At 42.7% G+C, this 20,850-nt stretch carries 10 protein-coding genes; 7 read left to right on the forward strand and 3 right to left on the reverse strand.

Translation table 11 applies throughout. The features are described 5' to 3' along the window. Positions 1–152 precede the first annotated feature (152 nt). Positions 153–1,943, forward strand: coding sequence for a hypothetical protein (locus tag EAH55_RS26495; protein ID WP_121812308.1), 1,791 nt, complete (start codon positions 153–155; stop codon positions 1,941–1,943). Positions 1,944–2,026: 83 nt separating this feature from the next. Here the strand turns inward: EAH55_RS26495 and EAH55_RS26500 are convergent, their stop codons facing one another. Further along, positions 2,027–4,696, reverse strand: coding sequence for a DUF7133 domain-containing protein (locus EAH55_RS26500; protein ID WP_121812309.1), 2,670 nt, complete (start codon positions 4,694–4,696; stop codon positions 2,027–2,029). Between the two features lie 44 nt (positions 4,697–4,740). Next, positions 4,741–5,598, reverse strand: a complete 858-nt coding sequence (locus tag EAH55_RS26505; protein ID WP_208644945.1) for a 3-keto-disaccharide hydrolase — start codon at positions 5,596–5,598, stop codon at positions 4,741–4,743. 307 nt (positions 5,599–5,905) lie between these two features. Here EAH55_RS26505 and EAH55_RS26510 point away from each other — a divergent pair, with 307 nt between their 5' ends. The 6 genes from EAH55_RS26510 to uxuA all read left to right on the forward strand — a co-directional run bounded on the left by EAH55_RS26510 (position 5,906) and on the right by uxuA (position 19,391). Then, positions 5,906–9,985, forward strand: coding sequence for a hybrid sensor histidine kinase/response regulator transcription factor (locus EAH55_RS26510; RefSeq protein WP_121812310.1), 4,080 nt, complete (start codon positions 5,906–5,908; stop codon positions 9,983–9,985). 73 nt (positions 9,986–10,058) lie between these two features. After that, positions 10,059–10,937 (forward strand): glycoside hydrolase family 16 protein, encoded by an 879-nt coding sequence (locus EAH55_RS26515; protein WP_244228372.1) that lies wholly within the window; start codon positions 10,059–10,061, stop codon positions 10,935–10,937. A gap of 534 nt (positions 10,938–11,471) precedes the next feature. Beyond that, positions 11,472–14,672 carry a SusC/RagA family TonB-linked outer membrane protein gene (locus EAH55_RS26520; RefSeq protein WP_121812311.1) on the forward strand — a complete coding sequence of 1,067 codons (3,201 nt, stop codon included), beginning with the start codon at positions 11,472–11,474 and terminating at the stop codon, positions 14,670–14,672. 16 nt (positions 14,673–14,688) lie between these two features. After that, positions 14,689–16,377, forward strand: a complete 1,689-nt coding sequence (locus tag EAH55_RS26525) for a RagB/SusD family nutrient uptake outer membrane protein (RefSeq protein ID WP_112565833.1) — start codon at positions 14,689–14,691, stop codon at positions 16,375–16,377. 160 nt (positions 16,378–16,537) lie between these two features. Beyond that, a complete protein-coding gene (locus EAH55_RS26530; RefSeq protein ID WP_121812312.1) occupies positions 16,538–18,148 on the forward strand; it encodes an FG-GAP repeat domain-containing protein in 1,611 nt (536 codons plus the stop codon). 52 nt (positions 18,149–18,200) lie between these two features. Beyond that, positions 18,201–19,391: a mannonate dehydratase gene (gene uxuA / locus EAH55_RS26535; RefSeq protein ID WP_121812313.1), complete on the forward strand. Its 1,191-nt coding sequence runs from the start codon at positions 18,201–18,203 to the stop codon at positions 19,389–19,391. A 13-nt stretch (positions 19,392–19,404) separates the two neighbouring features. Here the strand turns inward: uxuA and EAH55_RS26540 are convergent, their stop codons facing one another. Continuing rightward, positions 19,405–20,847 (reverse strand): rubredoxin, encoded by a 1,443-nt coding sequence (locus EAH55_RS26540; protein WP_121812314.1) that lies wholly within the window; start codon positions 20,845–20,847, stop codon positions 19,405–19,407. Between the last annotated feature and the right edge of the window lie 3 nt (positions 20,848–20,850).

Consider the following 20,850-nt stretch of genomic DNA (forward strand, 5'->3'; position numbering starts at 1 on the left):
CTTGATATGCTTTCGGGCTCAAAACTGCTCCATAAACGCCGTATAAATAATGATGAGCAATTGCCTAAAAAGTGATATCCGTCAGTTTTTGAGCATTGAACCCTGCATAGTTTTGGCACCGGAACTAATGTTCCATCAAAACAAAAATCTGCATGAGCCATACATTTCATATCCCTGTATTAGGATTAGGATATTCTGTTGATACCCCATTAAAGGTCGCACGTTACGGCATATCGTCGGTTATTTCGATAGTTGATGACGAGTTGATTGAAAGAATGCGCGAGTATCATACATTAGATAGCAATCAAACATTTACACCTATCCCTAAATCGGTTCCCGACGCCAGGGCCAAACGGATCACCGCTTACTTAAACCTTGTTCATGAACTGGTAACCCGGCAGTTTGAAAAACTACAAAAAGAGCCGTTTGAACCGGGCACCGACATAACCCGCTACTTTGAACTTTTGCCCGATTCATCACAGCTTAAACAAGGTTATGAGTTGATGCTGGAATATCCGGATGGTGAACGCAAGCAGATTTTTCAAAACATCCTGCGTAAAAAAATGACTATCGGCGCTATCGACGTAAACATCATGTCGAAAGTTGATAAGATGAATTTTGATGCCGATGGCAATTACCTGGGCGATGAAAACACTGATGCGCTGGCGGCTTTACGTGGCTTTGTTAACAGCTCGCTTCATTCTTCAATTATCTTATCCGCCGGGATGAACCCCAGACTTTACAGCTACCTGGAAACCTTCAATGAGTTTTTGCCGGATAATGAAGGGCATTTCGCTAAGCGGATTATCCTCAAGGTAAGTGATTTTCGCTCGGCATTTATACAGGCAAAATTTCTGGCGAAGAAAGGACTATGGGTGTCGGAATTCAGGGTAGAATCAGGATTAAACTGTGGCGGGCATGCCTTTGCCACCGAAGGCTTTTTACTCGGCCCAATACTGGAAGAGTTTAAAGAGAAACGCGCCGAAATGACTGCCGAACTTTTTGGTTTATATCATGCAGCATTGAGTCAAAAAGGAATTAACAGCAGCATGCCTGCTCAACGCCTGAGCGTACAGGGAGGCATAGGCACTGCCGAAGAAAATAATTTCCTGATGGAGTACTACCAGGTGGATGCAACCGGCTGGGGAAGCCCTTTTTTACTGGTTCCGGAAACTACCAATGTTGATGAACAAACACTCATGCAGCTTGCCGACGCCACTACCGATGATTTTTATGTAAGCGAAGCCTCCCCTTTGGGCATATTGTTCAACAATTTCAGGCCAAACAGCATGGAACAATTAAGACGTGAACGCCTGCAAATGAACAGACCAGGCAGCCCCTGCACCAAGAAATACCTGGTTACCAATACCGAATTTACCGAGCAGCCCATTTGTACGGCTTCAAGAGAATACCAGAACTTAAAAATCAAACAATTGCAATCACTTAACCTGCCTGAAGACGAGTTGCAGCAACAAGTTGATTCGGTTACAGAAAAGATCTGCCTTTGTGAAGGGCTATGTACATCGGCCTATATCAAACACGATATTCTTAAACCTAAAGAAACACCGGCAGTAGCTGTATGCCCCGGCCCTAACCTGGCCTACTTCAACAGGTTATACACGCTTGATGAAATGGTAAAACATATTTATGGCAAGCTGGACCTGCTTGATAAAGTAAAACGCCCGCATATGTTCATTAAAGAGATTGAACTTTATATTGATTATTTACAAACTGATATTAAGGCTCATTTAACTACCCTTACCGATAAGAAAAAAAAACAGCTGGATAAGTTTAAGGCGCAGTTACAGGATGGCATCAGGTACTACAAGCAGCTATTTACCGAATCCAAGGCCTTAGTAACCAAGGATTACCTTAATGAACTATTCACTTTTGAAGATATTTTGAACCACCTGTTGGTTCCTTGTAAAGAAGAGGTTATCTAAATTAATAATATGCAGGCTATAAGTAAGAAGGCTGATTTCCTCAGGAAAATCAGCCTTCTTTGTTTTTGCGAGATTATAAACTATCAATTTTTTTGCTGAGAAAGGAAGGTAACCAGCGATGCAAATTCTTCATAAGATAATGCGCTGGCCAATCCGGTTGGCATCATAGATGTTTTCAACTCCTTGCGGCTAAGGATATCACTTGCCTTGATAGTGAACACATCGCCCGCAATGTTTCTCATCACTACTTTCTGAGCCGATTCTTCAGAAATAAAGCCCATATAGCTTTTATTGCCTTTTGCGGTGATCATCACGGTAGCAAAGCCCTGCGATATGGAAGCGCTTGGTTTCAATATGGATTCGGCTATTTGCTGACGGTTCATGATAGATCCTATCTGGCCCATAAACGGCCCTTTCAATTTTTCGCCGCGGTTAAGGCTATGGCAGGCAACGCAGCCCTGGCGGGTAAACAAAGCCTTTCCTATTGCGGGATTACCTTTAACCTGGTTAAGCATCAGCATAATATCCTCAATAGATGAACTACCTATCTGCCCCTTTTTATTTCGGATCTTAGCCAGGTCAACCTTAACCTCTTTTGTCGCAGCAGGTTTTTCTTCACCGCCAAAAGCAGTGATGCCCATTTGATGGCGCTCGTTCAGGTCGGCAAAAAACTGTTTGCCTGTTACACCGGCTTTGGTTCGTTCAAGTGTCAGGAATTTCTCGATGCGCGGTGAAGCTTCCCATTGGATACCTTTATAAATAGGCCCATGTGAATCCGGACGGGTCCCCCACCACCATGAGGCGTCATATGGTGCTTCCTGCTTGTACAGGCGTGCCAGGGTTACCAGTATTTGTTTCTTTGTTTTGAGATCTTTGACTTTAGGGTAAGCAGCAATTAAACCGTTTACCGCTTTGTTATCATACATATAACGTAGTGCCCACAACGCCAGTGTTGAGTTAGGTGTACCTATCGCGCCAACACATGCGTCAACCGCGTTCATACTCACAAGCGCCCGCACAGCTAAATGCGGAAGTATTATAGGCGAATTAGGTGTAGCGTGCGGCCCCTCTGTATTTTTTGCAGGAGCTACAAAACTTGCCGGAACCGGAGTTTTAAGCAATTCAGAAGCGGCCTCCAAACGGCCCAGACGACCCAGACCTATAATTGCCGCGGCCTGTACACGTGGCGAAGCATCTTTTAGTCCGCTTAAAAACGGCGCAATCGGAACCTGGTCTATTCCACCTTTCCTGTCGGTTAAGGCACGCAGGGCAAATTCCCTTAAAGCATTATCATGCGTAAGTTGTACCAGATTGGTCGTGCCGCTTTCGCGGGCAATTTGAGCGTATGTAAATAAAGCTGCTACGCGGGCATATAAAGCGGCACCTGCATCTGATGCTATCGCGAAAGCCGCTTTGCTGCTTTCATCTGCTGGCCTTGTGATAAGCTCCTGCGATGCATTTAACCTTGCCACTGCACTTTCTGATTTTAACATATTTGCTAAATCCGGTACTGACATCGTTTTAATATCCGGAAACGCTTTGTATACCCAGCCATTAGGTATGGCCCTGATAACATAGCCCTTAGAAGCACTGCCCGAATAACCGGCACCGTCCCAGGCCGAAAGGTAAAGCCTTCCCGAGCCATCTACATCCAAATCAGTGATCTGCGGCAGTTCAATAAATGGCTCCTCGGCTTGTTTAAAGCTGGCGCCATCGGGTGTTACCCTATTAATATAAAGCTCGCTGCGACCCCAATCGGCTGTCATAGGTACGTGGTTATATTTTTCTGGCCAGGTAGGTTCGTCCATAAACAATGAACCCGTTCCTGAACCGCCGCCCAAATCAACCAGTGCCGGCAAAATCTCATCAGTAAAATGCTGAAATAATAAGGGGTATCCATATTCGCCGGATTGGATTTGATGCGAAAAACGGATATTCCAACCTCCGCCATCATTGGTATTATCGCGGGTGAATACATTCATATATGGATCTATAGCTACATCATAAATATTACGTAGCCCATGCGTATAAACCTCCATTTCTTTACCATTCGGCCGCACCCTGATAATACCGCCTCCAAGCATGGTAAGTTTTTTACCATCACGGTCTGTTGCGTCATGAAAACCGAAATCGCCCACAGCTATATAGATCCATCCGTCAATACCCATGCGGATACCGTTGGTAGCGTGGTCTGTTCCACGCTCAACCAGCATATGTGCATTACTCAAGTGTTCAAGAAGTGGTTTTGGAGGCCCATCGGCAATGCCATCATGATCTTTATCTTCAAAAACTTCAAGGATCATTCCGGTTGCTTTAAGTGTTTCTTTGGAGAAAACCGTATGGAGCACAAAAACCTGGTCGCCCATGATGAGTATACCACGGGGGTCGTCAACATCGGCAAAATCGGTATGCTTATCTAATTTGCCGTCGTTATCACTATCAATAAGTTTAATTATCCGCCCTTTCCCCGGGTCTTTGCCCAGCGAACCGATCATATCAACGCCAACAAAAACCTCGCCGGTGGCTGCTACAGCTAAACATGCCGGGCTTGGAGTAAGATCCGGTCCCGCAAACCTGGTGATGGTAAAACCGGCAGGCCAGTGAAGCGAGTCGCTTTTAGCATGATTTAAATGTTTTGAAACGGAAGTACTGTGTTTGGCAGGCTTTACTTCATGATTGCCGGTATTCACAAAATATTTGAACGTCAGCAAAAAGGACATACATAAGAACAGGGTCAGGGAAAACTTTAACATTGTTTCTTTCTTTGGTTATAGGTAAAATTATTGGTGATTCTTTTTTATTGTTTAGGGATACGTTTTTCGGCTGTTAATTGCTGTATCACGCCCGCCAGTTTTTGAGGGTCATGCGCATACTTTTCTAAATTAACAATTTCCACCTTTCTGAATTCTACGGGATGACTTTCGCTTTGTAAAGAAATTGTACCGCTTTTTAACAGCGCTCCCTCTTCTGCCCCACCTACCGGGTCTAATTGCGGGCGCTGATAACGTAATACCTCATCACCGTTTACATAATGCACAACCAGTGAGTCACCCAATACCAATGCTTCCACCCTAACCCACTGGTCGCCATGAAAAGTTGCGGATTTTGAATCAAGGCAATGACTTTTAACAACAGAGTTATCCAATACATATTGGGTGCCCGGCGTACAAACGTTGGCTGTTGGTCGTTTATCCTTGCCATTACCACCCAGCAGCTGTACTTCAATAGAAACAGGAAAATCCTGATCAAGCCCCATGGTTTTAGGATCCTGCCCGTGTATCATAACACCGCTGTTACGGTAAGCCCATCCGGGGCCGTCCTTAACCTGATCACCCGTAAAACGATACTCTACTGCTATAAGGTAATATGAAAAAGGCTTTTTATAAAACAAATGCCCATATTGCTCATCAAATTTTGAATACTGGTCATAATTCACCTGTATTTTGCCATCCACAATCCTGAAGGTATTGCCAAAGTTTTCATTCAGTTTATGTTTCCTGATCTTAACAGTCCAATCTTTTAAATCTTTCCCGTTAAAAAGCTGCTCCCATTTAACTTTAGGCGGAGCATCCGCGCTTTTAAGGGCCAACAGAAAGGGCAGGCAGAATAACACTGCGATACTCAGCATGGGGAATATTTGACGGCGTTTCAACATAGGTATTTATAATTTTTGTGCGTGATATGAATTGGTTTGGTTTTACAAGCAAACTTGTGCAGTTGGCTTAAATTGGTATTTCCATCAAAAATGCAATAATACTATTAGATATCAGGGGGACAAAGCCTTATATTTAAGGGGGTAAAATAAATCATTCAAAAAACAAAGCCGCACTAAGTGCAGTCAACCGTACCGAGCCGTTCCCACTTTTGTAACATTCCCGTTTATTATTAAAATCAGGTTTCTTTTGTCAATGATTTTGATATTTTTACTTACCAACTATTAACCAATAATTTAATAACCGATAATGTATAGCAGGATAAATAATGCTTTAAATCCGAGAATATATTTTAGTTTATTATTCCTTTTTACTTACCTGCATACCTTAGGTACAACCGGCGGGCCGATAAGATATCTTGGCATCGAAAACGGTTTATCTAATAACGCTGTCACCTGTATTTACCAGGACAAGTATGGTTTTATGTGGATGGGAACCTACGATGGCCTGAACCGGTACGATAGCGATGTATTTAAAATATACAGAAATGAATGGGGCGACGATAAATCACTGCCCTACAACCACATAACCGCTATAGATGGCATAGCCGATAAAATATTGGTAGGCAGCCAGCGGGGGCTTTCATTTTATGATTACCAGGATGCCCATTTTCACCCCGAATATTACCTGGATAGCCATAGCAAACGTCAGTCAAAAATTGCTTTTAGCATTAACAATATATCCAGCGACAAGGATAGTAATGTATATGTCGGTTCAAGTGCGCACGGACTTTTTGAGTATGACAAGAGTCGGAAAATTTACCTTCAGGCGGCCCTCAATAACAACTATAATTATAACGTACAAGCCTTGAGTACTGGCGTTGCCGGGGTGTGGGTATTTGCAAAAAATAACGGGCTCTGCTTTTACAACACTAAATCAGGCCATCTAAATTTAATTAATAATCAATTAACATCCGCCACTTGCTTGCTTGCAGATAAAGCAGGCAACGTATGGATCGGAACCGAAAACGGCCTGTATATTTTTAACCAAAATACCAAAGCTATAAGCAAGTTTAACCCGGTTGCAGGTAAACTTACAAACGATAATATATTTAATGTAACTATCGACGAAAAGGGTGATTTGTGGATAACCACAGACGGCGGGGGTATAAATATCTTCAATTTTAAAACGGGCAAGCTCAGCTTTATAACTTGCGGCAATAAAGCAGGCTCATTGCGCAGCGGGGCTGTTACAACCGTTTATCACGACAGGGAGTCAAGGAAGTGGATAGCCACATTACGCGGCGGGGTGAGCATTATAGATAATTTAAAAAAACCATTCCCGCTCTTCAGCAATGATCCATTTAACAGCAACAGTGTGATCAACAATTTCATCCTGTCATTTTGCGAAGATGAGAAACACAATTTATGGATAGGTACGGATGGCGGCGGACTTTCTTATTGGGATACTAAAAACAACCAATACACCAATTATACGCATACCTCCACCGGTGGCGGCTTAAGTTCTGATTTTATCACCAGCGTGCTTAAAACCTTCGATAATAAATTATGGATTGGCTCATACAATGGCGGTATCGATCAATTCAATAAAGCAACCGGTAAGTTTAAACACTACAACTGTTATAATACGTTATCCGGCACTATCGATAAAAACCTTTGGAAACTTTATGAAGATTCCAAACACCGTTTTTGGGCCACCTGTACACGTAGCGGTTCCGTATATCTATACAACAGAACAAAAGACGAATTTGAACTATTTGATGGCAACCTGGTTAATGTTCATTCCATATTTGAAGACAGGCATGGCACGATATGGGTGGGTGATTTAACCCGGCTCATTAAATTAGATACCATTACCAAAAAGCATCGTTTTTTTTACATTGGCTACGGAGTAAGAGCTATAACCGACGACGATTCCAATCACCTGTGGGTTGGAACAGAGGGCGGCGGTTTACTTAAATACGATCTTTCAAATATGAAATATCAAAGGTACACCAAAGCTAACGGTATGCCGGGTAACTCTCCATTAAATATCCTGACAGATAAAAAAAGAAACCTTTGGTGCAGTACTTATAATGGCCTGACCAGGTACTCTCCGTCAAAAAACACTTTTACGAATTACACAGTTTCAGACGGTATTCAAAGCCTTCAGTTTAATTACAACGCCGCTATACGGTTGCAGTCCGGAAAAATGGCGTTTGGTGGTATCAACGGTTTTAATCTTTTTGATCCGGATAGTATACAGGTGGAAGACCATAAGCCAGACCTGCACATTACCAGTTTAAAGATCAACAATTCGGAAGCTGATAGCTCCGGGCTAATGAAAAGCCAATCGCTGGCCGATCTTAAAACCATTGAGCTGGATTACGCGCGGGCAGCTTTAACCGTACATTATACCGCGCTTGAATACTCCTTCCCCGATAAAATTGAATACGCTTATTACCTGGAGGGCTGGGATCACCGATGGAATTACGTGGGTCAAACCAAATCGGCTTCTTACACTCATTTAGATGAGGGCAATTATACGCTCAGAATTAAAGCCACCGACACCCGCGGAAACTGGATGCCCGGGCAAATAAGTATTAAGGTAATTGTATTCCCGCCCTGGTACAGAACTTGGTGGGCCTATGCCGCCTATATGATTATAGCTTTCGCCTTAATATACATCTATTTCAGATACAGGGAAAAACAGGCAAAACTGAAATTTGAAATTAACCTTGCCAAGTTGAACGTTGAAAAGGAAAAAGAAGTTAACGAAAAGAAACTCGCTTTCTTTACCAATGTATCGCATGAGTTCCGTACCCCGCTTACGCTTATCATCAACCCAATTAAAGATCTGTTGGATAAAAACAAAGGCAATGCTGATGAGCTCGGTACAGTATACAAGAACGCCCGCCGGTTATTAGGACTGGTGGACCATTTGCTGTTATTCAGAAAAACTGAAAGCGAAAATGCAGAATTGACTATAAGTGAGATAAACTTTGTGAGGGTGTGCGAAGAGGTATTTTCCTGCTTTGCCCATCAGGCAAAAATTAAAAAGTTGAATTATACCTTCGAAAGCACAAGTCCGCGTATTGAAGTTTTTGCTGATATCGAAAAAATTGAGATCTCATTGTTCAACCTGATTTCAAACGCGCTTAAATTCACACCTGATCATGGCCATGTGAATGTGTTTGTAGAGGAAGATGAAACACAGGTCTACTTTAAAATCAGTGATAGCGGCATCGGTATTGATGCCGAAACCGGGGATAAGCTTTTTGATAAGTTTTACCAAGTAAAGGACAGCAACAGTTCAAAAAAGGGGTTTGGCATTGGTTTGTATCTTGTTAAAGTATTTATTGACAGCCATAAGGGTGCAATAAGTTACATAAACAACAAAGATGGTGGCACCACCTTCACTTTAATGCTTCAAAAGGGCGCAAAACATTTTAATACTGATGAGATAACTATGGGTGTTGGTACTTCGCCTGATTATGAATTTGTTAATGACCTTATTGATCTTGACAACAAAGACATTGCAGAAGAAAGCGTTGAATTACAGAAGCTTGAATTATTTGCAGAAGAAAAACACACCATCATTATTATAGACGATAATGAACAGATAAGAACCTATATCAGGAAAATATTTTCGGCCGATTATTCGGTAATTGAGGCAAAAGATGGCGCTATTGGTTTGGAACTGATCAGAAAACATATACCCGATGTAATTATAAGCGATATTGTGATGGATGGAATAAACGGCCTCGATCTGTGCAGAATGATCATGGAAGATGCCGCGATAAAACATATCCCCGTTATTTTGCTCACCGGCGATACCACACCTGATATTATGGTAAGAAGCATTGAACAAGGGGCAATGGATTTTTTACGCAAGCCTTTTGATAAGGAATTGCTTACTGCCCGGGTTAAAAGTGTACTCAGAAACCAGATAAAGCTTCATCAGTATTTTTATAAAGAGGTTACCAAGGACAATGCCGGACTTAAAATTTCCGGGGAAGATAAAGACCTGCTTAATAATTGCATAGCTGTTATTGAGCAAAACTTTACCGAAGATAATTTTGATGTTTATGCTTTGGCCAAAGCCATCGGTATCAGTTATCCTACACTGTTTAAAAGAATTAAAGGCGCTACCGGGCAATCCATTAACAACTTTATCAGGTTTGTTCGGCTGCGAAAGGCTGCCGAACTGCTTATTCAAACCAATTGTAACATCAATGAAGCCGCGATACAGGTAGGCATCAGCGATATCAGGTATTTCAGGCAGCAATTCAATAAACAATTTGGTGTTAATCCATCAGAGTTTGTTAAGAAGCACAGGGCAAACTTCCGGGTTTCGTACCGCTTAAATGAATTTGAAAAATCGGCATAAAGTAAACCAAAAGGATAAAGCCCCTTTAATTTATTGTTTTGCCCCCCATCGGCATTCCCGAATATCACTTAATTTGTTCAAGAAAACCACCGAAATTGAACCATTAAGCTCGTTTATGATGATCAAGAAAGTAATTATTGCCGGAATATTAATGATCAGTCCTTTTGCAGGTAAATGCCAACAGGATACCACCGGTGGGTATAAACTGGTTTGGGCAGACGAGTTTAATACAAACGGCACGCCTGATCCTGCCAACTGGAAATTTGAAACCGGCTTTGTGCGCAATAATGAAGATCAATGGTACCAGGCACAAAATGCCTTTTGCCGCAATGGTAAACTGATAATAGAAGCGAAAAAGGTGCACCAACCCAATCCCGATTACGTTCCCAACAGTACCAACTGGAAACAGAAAAGGGAGTTTATAAACTATACATCCTCAAGTATAAATACCAGCGGCTTACATAATTTTCAATATGGGCGCTTTATCATGCGTGGGCGTATCAGTACTGATGCCGGTTTATGGCCCGCTTTCTGGACACTGGGTATAGACAAGCCGTGGCCATCTAACGGTGAAATTGATATCATGGAATATTACCGGCAGAAACTTCTGGCAAATATCGCCTGCGGTACTTCGGTACCTTACAAGGCCAAATGGTATAGTAACACCAAAGCGTTGAATACTTTCAAAGCTAACTGGAGTAAAAAATTTCATATCTGGCGGATGGATTGGGATACAGAAGCTATAAGTTTATATGTAGATGATTTCCTGCTTAACCGTGTAGCGCTTAAAGACCTGGTTAATCAGGATGGAAGCCAGTTTAATCCTTTTATGCAGCCACATTACATATTGCTGAACCTTGCCATAGGCGGCGACAATGGCGGCGACCCTTCAGCTACAAAATTCCCTAAACGTTATGAAATTGATTACGTTAGGGTGTATCAAAAAAATTAAACCTTCAAAGCGAATAATAAATTTCCAGCGACATTTTTTAACCCGGAATATTTAACTGTTATATCATAACCATCTTAATAAAATGCGATTTCGCTTCAAAAACAGCGATCTTATATATTTTATCCCCTTTATTTTACAGCTTTGTCCCCTTTTTTTCTGAAAAAATAGCGGTTAATTGTGACACCAATTAGCGGTAAGCGCTTGACTACCGCAACTATTATTACGACCTGCTTGTACAATTTTCATTGAAGTTGATCCATAAAATCAACCATAATATAGCCAGGAAAACGCCTCAGAGCGGGAGCTTATTTATGGTTTAATAATACGGAAAAGCAACTCCTGTTCTTTGATAGCGATATATTATTACGCCCTAAATTTAAACTGTTGTTTTAACACTTATTATCCTGTTAATTAACCAATTATAAACCTAACCGAAAAAAATATGGCAAGACAAAAAAAGTAAAAAGAAAATCGGACTAAGCTCCCAATGCATTAAACAAATGCTCCAATCTCAACTCTTAATCAACTCTCATTATGCAGTATTTTTTACCTGTTAAAATATTTTTAAGAAAAATATCCCGATCAGTCACCTTCCCGCTGATCCTGCTGATAATTGCTCAAACAAGTTCCTATGCGGCAAACCGCTCCCGTTTCAGAAATAAGCCAAACCTATCAGCCACCGCTTATAAACCGGCCCCCATTAAAGGAAAAATCGTTGATAAAACTACCGGCGAAACCATTATCGGTGCATCCGTAAAGGTGAAAGGAACAACCGTAGGCGCCGTCACCGACGTAAATGGTAGTTTCACGTTAAACGCCGACCCTAATGCTACTTTGATAGTTTCTTATATCGGCTACGAGCAAACCGAATTTCAACTTAACGGCCAAACCTCAGTTACCATCAGACTGCAGGCATCTGCCAAAAACCTTAACGAGGTTATCGTAGTGGGTTACGGTACCCAGAAGAAAACTTCCTCTACCGCGGCAGTATCAACCATACAAACCACCGAAATTGCTAAAAAGCCCGTAGTTAACTTAACCAACAGCCTGGTTGGTCGTGCCTCGGGTTTAATTATTACCCAGGGAAGCGGCGAGCCGGGTTACGACGGTTCAAACATCCAGATCAGGGGTATTGGTTCTACCGGCGGTAGTTCTCCCCTATTGATTGTCGACGGTGTACCACGCGATTTCAGCCGTCTTGACCCCAATACTATCGAGAATGTTTCGGTACTGAAAGACGCGGCAGCTGTTGCTCCTTATGGTGTAGCCGGTGCAAACGGCGTAATCCTGGTTACTACAAAAAAGGGTAAATCAGGCAAACCAACATTAACCTATAACGGCTATTATGGTATCCAAAACCCAACCAAAGTACCAACCTTTGTTGGATCGTACGATTATGCTTTATTAAGAAACGAGGCTAATGCCAACGATGGCCAGCCCCCGGCATACACAGCAGAGGATATACAGAAATTTAAAGATCATTCAGATCCCGACGGTCACCCGGACGGGCATCCGCTACAGCAAATTATCCAGAAAAACCGCCCTATTACTTATCATAACGTAACATTGGCCGGTGGCACCGAGGATATCAAATATTTTGCCGCTTTAGGTTACACTCACCAGGATGGTATGTGGAGTACTACCTATCTTAACAAGTACAATGGTTCATTAAATTTAACAGCAAATGCAACCAAAAGCACTACCGTGTCATTATCGGTAAACAGTTATGTTGAGGATCAGCATTTCCCATCTCAAAGTGCCGCCACCATTATAGGCCAGGCACAGCGCCAGGCACCAACAACCCCCATCTACTACAGTAATGGATTATGGTCGGGTTATATCGGGCAATCGCTTATTGGTGAAATTTACCACAGCGGCTATCAATTCAATGAAAACACTGCCGTCCTTTCGCAATTTACAATTGATCAGAAGCTTCCGATTAAAGGTTTAAGCTTAAAAGGTGTTATTAGCTACGACAACGGGCCGGATCCGCTGTTTACAGGCAATATCACATCGGTTCAACGTATTTATACTACGCCAATACCTTTTTATAACGTTGACGTAACTACTACCCCTTACACCTACAAACAAGGTATCCAGGGTAACTCAAAGGCAACGTTCTCTGAAAACTATAGCCAAAACCACTCTTTAACCATTCAGGGCTTGCTATCATACGCCGGTTCATTTGGCAAGAGCGATGTTACAGCTTTAGCTGTATTTGAAAGCCGCCGGGTTAAATACGAAACCTTTGGCGCTACCAAATACAATTATAACCTTGATATTGATGAGCTAAATTACGGTGGCCCGGCTGCCGCGGATGCCACCAACTATGGCTACTCAAACGGACAAAAACAAATTGGTTACGTTTACAGGGTTGGCTACTCTTACGATAAAAAGTACCTGCTTGAAGCTGCAGGTAGGTATGACGGAAGCTACTTATTTGCTCCGGGTCACCGGTATGGTTTCTTCCCCGCTTTTTCAGCAGGCTGGCGCTTATCTGAAGAAAAATTCATTAAAGACAACCTGCTTTGGCTTGATAATTTAAAGCTTAGGGCTTCATGGGGTAAATCGGGTGCTTATCCAAGAACCGGTGGTGCTATACAGACGTACCAATACCTGAGCCCTTATAACCCTTACTCTAATTCGGCCGTTCTTAACGGCAGTGCTACCCAGGGTATCAATGAGTCGCTACAGGGTAACCCAAATATCACCTGGGAAAAAGCGACTAAAACCGACGTAGGCTTTGAAGCAACTTTATGGAAAGGTTTACTGAGCATCGAAGCTGATTATTTTTATGAGAAGCGTGCTAATATGCTTGTAAGCATTGGCAATACATTACCTGGCGAATATGGTATAGGTACAGGGCTTGTAAATGGTGGTATCATGAGCAACCATGGTGTGGATTTAACCTTGCAAAGCGGCCATAGTTTTTCAAAAGATTTAAGATTAGATGTTACGGGTACCTTCACTTTTGCAAGGAATAAATTGTTACAGGTTTATGAAACAAGCGCTACAGCCAATAACCCAAACAGAAGGCAAACCGGCCGCCCTATAAACACTCAATTTGGCTATGAGGCATTGGGATACTTCAAAACAACCGATTTTAACCCAGACGGATCATTAAAAGCAGGCATACCTGTTCCGTCTTTCGGCCCGGTTAAGGCAGGCGATATCCAATACGCGGATTTGAGCGGCCCAGATGGCAAACCGGATGGCAAAATAGATGCCAATGACCAAACCGTGATAGGCCATCCTAACACTCCCGAAATTATTTGGGGTTTGGAGCCAAGGTTAACATTTAAAAACTTTGATCTGGATGTATTATTCCAGGGTTCAGGCAACAGTAGTATCCAAATCAACAACTACTTCGCGTTTCCATTCAACGCGTCAGGTTCGGCTTCACAGCTGGTATTTGATGACCACTGGACCCCATCTACCCCTAATGCTTTATATCCTCGGGTTACAGGTACGCCAACATCAAATAATACACAAGCTTCTTCCTGGTTTATCAGGAACGATTCGTACATCAGGTTAAAAAGCTTTGAGCTTGGTTATACGTTGTCAAACAAACTGTTGAAAAACAAGATCCAATCCATAAGGATATATCTTGCCGGGCAAAACGTGATTAACTCTTTACCGCATGTAAAAGAGATCATCGACCCTGAAAACAGTGGCAGTAACACCAATTACTACCAGCAACGTGTATTTTCATTAGGTGTAAATGCCACATTTTAACTAAAATAAGAAAGCGATGAAACAGATTTTTATAAAATACCGAGAGCTTTTTTTACTTGCTTTACTTGTTGTAAGTATTAGTGGATGTAAGAAAGATGATTCCTTAAATGTAACGCCCAAGGGGTTTCTGACCGACGTTGCTACATTTGGTTCGCAAAGCAACGCTGATCTTTTTGTGAACGATATTTATAATCAAATTCCGGATATCAACAACGACTATCAGCTTACCGAGCAATATGCCGACAATAGCTTTTGCGGTGCAGCGTGGGAAAACGGGCAGGCCACTGTAAGGGCCGGATCAATAGGTCCAAGTAACGTACCCACCGGTCCCGGCGGTATGTGGGACTGGGAAGGCAACTACGGCAAGATCAGGAAATGTAATATCTTCCTGCAACAGGCTGCAGCTAATAAAGCTAAATACACCGACGATTGGTACAAACAGCGTGTTGCTGAAGTTACCTATATGAGGGCTTATTTTTACTCGCTGCTATTCACAGCCTACGGCGGAGTTCCTATTATTACCACTCCGCTTAACAACCAGGACGGAAGCGACATTTTCACCGCACGTTCTACCATTGATGAAACAGTTGCTTTTATTGAAGCTGATTGCGACGCAGCAGCTGCGGTTTTGCCAACAAAAGCTACAGAAAGCGGCCGTGCAACCAAAGGTGCAGCATTAACACTAAAAGGCTGGGTTGAGCTTTTTGCAGCCAGTCCGTTGGTGAATACTGCTAATGATGCTACTAAATGGAGCAAAGCGGCAGCTACCAATAAATCGGTAATGGATATGGGGACTTATAGCCTTTTCAACGCTTCAGCTACTTCTTATGCCGATCAGTTTTTATCGGCAAACAACTGGAACGTTGAAACCATTTTTGCCCGTGGCTATGCTACAGGCCCCGCAAAGGGCAGTCACCGCGAGGGTTACCTTGGCCCGGTATATGTAAATGGTGTTCAGCAATCATGGGGTAACCTTGCGCCTACTCAGGGCCTGGTTGATGATTACTCGATGGATAATGGCTTGCCGATTACCGATGCGGCTTCAGGCTATAATCCGCAAGCTCCTTACACCCATCGTGAGCAGCGCTTCTATCAGTCTATTTTGTACGATGGAGCTCCATGGCAGGGCGATATATTTAAGTCGCGCATAGGCGGCAGTAACCAGATTGACCTTGGCTCTACAAGTGATATCACCAACACCGGTTATAACGCCCGTAAAACGCTTGATGAAAGCATTACCGGACAAACCAGTATCAACCTGGCGCCGAGTTTTGCCAATTACATCATCTTCCGGTATGCCGAGGTATTGTTAAGCTATGCCGAGGCCCAAAATGAAGCCGCCGGGCCAGACGCGTCTGTTTATGACGCGGTTAATAAAGTGCGGGCCCGTTCTGCACTACCAGCTGTAAAAGCAGGCTTAACCAAGGATGAAATGCGTGTGTACATTCGCCGTGAAAGGCGTATCGAGCTGGCGTTTGAAGATAAGCGATGGTTTGACATCCGCAGGTGGCTCATCACAACCGGGCCAAACGGTGTACTTACCTCGCCTGAATATGGTATGAAGATAGAGGCCGCCGGCTCGGGATTATCCTATACGCCGGTTAAGATTTTTACCAATACCTTCTTCGAACGGCAAAACTGGATGCCAATTCCGCAGACAGAAATTGATAAGAATAAAAAACTGGTGCAAAACCCAGGATACTAAACTAATTAACTCCTAAACCGATGTAACCCCGGGCGTAATGCCTGGGGTTATGTGTTTAACGTGAATTGTAAAAAAATGAGGTCCCAAAAAGAAATAACTATACCCTCCTTCTTTTAATTAATGATTGTATCTTCAGCACACCTCTTACCTTCAATTATTCATGACTAATAAACCCGATAAGCCTCGCCCTGCAAAAGTTTCAAAAACTGTAATTGTTGGTATTGTGATTTTGGTGATAGCAGTTGCTATTGGTTTGTTTTGGTATTTACATGCAGATAAAGACGACAACACAATTGCCAACGAGGCAGATGGTTTCCGAATAGCCACAGTGGAAAGCATTGCTGCCGGAAAGGTATTAGCCCAACAATACTGTACTTCATGCCATATGCTGCCAGATCCCGCGTTGCTCAACAGGTTTAAATGGAAAAATGTATTCCCCCAAATGGGCTTACGTATGGGCATCAAAAGTCACCGCGGGGAATCATATGTAGGGTCGATCAAAGGTGATGACCTGGTAGTGCCCTCCACTCCTGTATTAAATGATGAGCAATGGCAGGATATTATGGATTATTACATGAACACCGCTCCGATTAAGCTTTCGCCTCAAAACAGGCGATTTCCTATAAAAAAAGAGCTACCATTTTTCACCGTTGAAAAACCACAACAATCATTTGAAGGCAAGCAGGTATTGGGAAGCTATGTAAAAATAGATAATGGCATTAAACCAGCCCGTGTATTTGTTGCCAATGGGCAGGCCAAAAAGCTCTATCTGCTATCGGCACAGCTAAAAATCATTGATTCAATAGCGACAACCGGCCCGGTGGTTGATATCCTTTTTGACCATGGCAATACCGTGGTCTGTACAATAGGTAAAGATCTGGGTGCAAACAGCGATAAACTGGGTACAATAACCCAGCTAACGATTTCGGCTAAAGGTAAAATGCAGCTTGCCCCCGAGCCTACTTTTAGTAAACTCGGCAGGCCTGTACAGATTTTGGCTGCTGATATTAATGGAGACAACAAAACCGACTATGTTATTTGTGAGTTTGGGAGCCTAACGGGCGAGTTATGCTGGATGGAGAACATAGGCAACGGCAACTTTACCAAACATGTTATAAGTACCTTACCCGGTGCCATTAAAGCCTACATCGACAATCAGGAAGGTAAGCTGCCCGGACTGTATGTGCTTTTTGCACAGGGCGAAGAAGGTATTTTTCACTTTACCAATAAAGGCGATGGTAAATTTGAGACTAAGGAAATGCTTAGGTTCCCGGCTATTTATGGTTCATCATACTTTGAGATGGTTGATATGAACCATGATGGATACAAAGATATTGTATACACCTGTGGCGACAATGGGAATGCCACGTTGGTATTAAAACCCTATCATGGCGTGTACATTTTTATAAACGACGGAAAAGGCAATTACAAACAGCAATATTTTTACCCAATAAACGGGTGCTATAAGGCAATTGCAAGAGATTTTGACGGCGATGGTAATATCGACATTGCGACTATCAGCCTGTTCACTGATGCCCGGCAACCGGAAGAGGGCTTCGTATATCTAAAGGGCACAGGAGGTTTAACTTTTGCTCCTTACGCTTTTTCATCCGATATCAAATTTGAGCGGGCGGTTACCCTTGATGCAGGTGATATCAATGGAGATAATAAGCCTGATCTGCTGATTGGGAATGCCTATTTTGATTTTGGGCCATTTGGTTATAACGTTAGCGAGCCGCTTTTTTATGCTTTGAAAAACATTTCGAAATAATGATTCGTAATATCTGAACTAATTAGCTTTATACTTTAGCTTAAAATTCAAAATGACGCCTAATTTAGAACAGACATTCAGATGGTTTGGCCCCTCCGATCCGGTAACCTTACAGGCTATCAGGCAAACCGGGGCAACCGGCATTGTTACCGCATTGCATCATATACCATGCGGCAACGCATGGAGCAGTGCTGAAATCAGCCATAGAAAAGAGATGATCACTGATGCGAGCTTCCGGTGGTCGGTAGTGGAAAGCGTAAATATTCATGAAAGTATAAAAATAGGAACTGCTAATCGCGATCAATACATTTCAAACTACATAGAAACGCTGCAAAACCTTGCCGATGCCGGGATTAATACGGTATGCTACAACTTTATGCCTGTATTGGATTGGACACGTACCCATCTTGATTACCGTCTGCCAGATAACGCCTCGGCCCTCAGGTACCACGCACCCGCACTTGCAGCTTTCGACCTTTATATACTGCAAAGAGAACAAGCGTTTAACGACTTTAGTCCGGCACAGCAATCAGTAGCAAAATCATACCTCGACAGCTTAAGTGCAAGCGAACGTGAGCTCCTGATCAATACCATTTTAGCCGGCTTACCCGGAACCGACGAGGTGTTTACTATAGATGAGTTTAAAGTATACCTGGAAAAATACGCTGCCGTAAACGAGCAAAAGCTAAAGGAAAATCTCAGCTACTTTTTGAGTGCGATAATACCTCATGCCGAAAAACTGGGAATAAAAATGTGCATCCACCCGGATGATCCGCCATTTGCCATTTTAGGCTTACCGAGGGTTGTTAAAAATGAGCAGGATTTGACTGATATCGTTAATATGTATCCCTCTGAAGCCAATGGATTGACACTTTGTACCGGTTCATTAGGCGCAAACGGCAATAACGATATTCCGGGTATTATCAACCGCCTGGGCAGCCATATTCATTTCCTGCACCTTCGTAATGTAAAGCAGGAGCCTGACGGCGGCTTTTATGAAGCCGAACACCTAAACGGCAGCACAGATATGTTTGCCGTTATGAAAGCGGTTATTGATGAACAAATAAAAAGGGAAAAAACCGGGCGGAATGATACAGCGATACCAATGCGTCCGGATCATGGGCATAAGATATTAGATGATGTTAATCATAATACTTACCCCGGTTATTCGGTAATTGGGCGTTTAAAAGGCCTTGCAGAATTGCGCGGACTGGAGCTGGGTATAAAGCGGATGTTATTTTAAGCCATCCGAGTATTTATTCAACCACATACATAACCTCGGCGAAATTCTCTTTTTCTGAGCCACAGGTTGGGCACTCATAGTTATTTAAACTTTCAAATGGGATCCCGGGTTCTATAGCGTTCAGCAGGTCACCATATAACTCGTCATAAATGGTGAAGCAGCTTTTGCATTGGTGAACGGTTTTCTGATTAGTTGATTTAATGTCGTTATTGCTGGTACCTACTTGCAAAGGCAAGCGGTTATTGCACTGTTGTTCGTAAAACATATCGCACAGCGCAATCAGGTGTTTACTGAGATCTGCTTTTGGAACGCTTTGTTTATATACCACAAATTCGCGGGTGTTATGGTTAAAATCGCGGGTATGTACAATCTCAAACTCATCGGGCATCCGCGAACGGATCATAACCGAACCATAAATACCCGATTTAGGCGAACGCTTTATGGCAAAGCTAAGGCCGTAAGTTCGCAGATCAGCCTCTTCAAACTCGCTTACCAATTGCTGCTTAAGCTCAAGACATGAACTGCAAATATCCTCTACCTGCCAGTTAAGTTCATTTGATGCATGCCTGACATTTACCCGGTATTTGTTCAGCAAATTGCCCCATAATGGCCGGTGTTTAGCTTCAATGTTTTTGACCAGTAAAGATTTCCATGGACTGATATATAACTGTCCTACCCTGGTTTGCATGCACAGGTTACAGATTTCCTTCAAAAACTCAATGTCGAAAAGTTCATTACGCCGGTATATTCCCAGCCAGTATTTGTTACCCTGTTTATTAAAACCCTCGTAATAGGGCAATTGAAATTCCGGAATTACCAGCGGCTGATCAATTTCCTGGATAACAAATTGGTGACTGGCAATAACCAATTGATAAAGCTCTTCAGGATTGATCTCGGCCTGATCATAAAAGCGCGCCTTATTAGCAAATATTACCTGTTGTATGGCTTTACCCACGGCAGGAATATCGTCCGAATAAATCAATACAGGCCAGCAATACAGGATATTGGTTTTAGGAAACCTGATATACAAATACCAGTAATTACTTACCGGCGAGCAAATAAAGTTAAGGTTACCGGTAAAAAACGGCGCAAAAGTCTGGTTACTGTCAACCAGGTTTATTTTTAACTCGGGCTGATAATCAAACAGATCGAAAATGTCTTTATAAACACCTTCCTTGAGCCAGTTTTCCTGGTTAAATATACCATCGGCAATATATGAGCTGGTAATATTGGGATAAGCATCCTGGTTAGCTTCATGATCAATACCGGCGCTTAACATATCAAACTCCAGATCTTCAAGGCGTGCCTCGTCAAGCTCAAAATAAAGCTGCTGCCGGTTACCAAAACGCACCTGTGTAGCACCTGCATTTTGAGCTATGATGAGCATTTCATAAAAATCGCCGGCAGAGGCTACGCCTCCCGGCAGGTTTATCTTAATCAGTTGCTTATTCTCCATTGG

This window comes from Mucilaginibacter kameinonensis (genome assembly GCF_003675385.1).
Lineage (GTDB): Bacteria > Bacteroidota > Bacteroidia > Sphingobacteriales > Sphingobacteriaceae > Mucilaginibacter > Mucilaginibacter kameinonensis.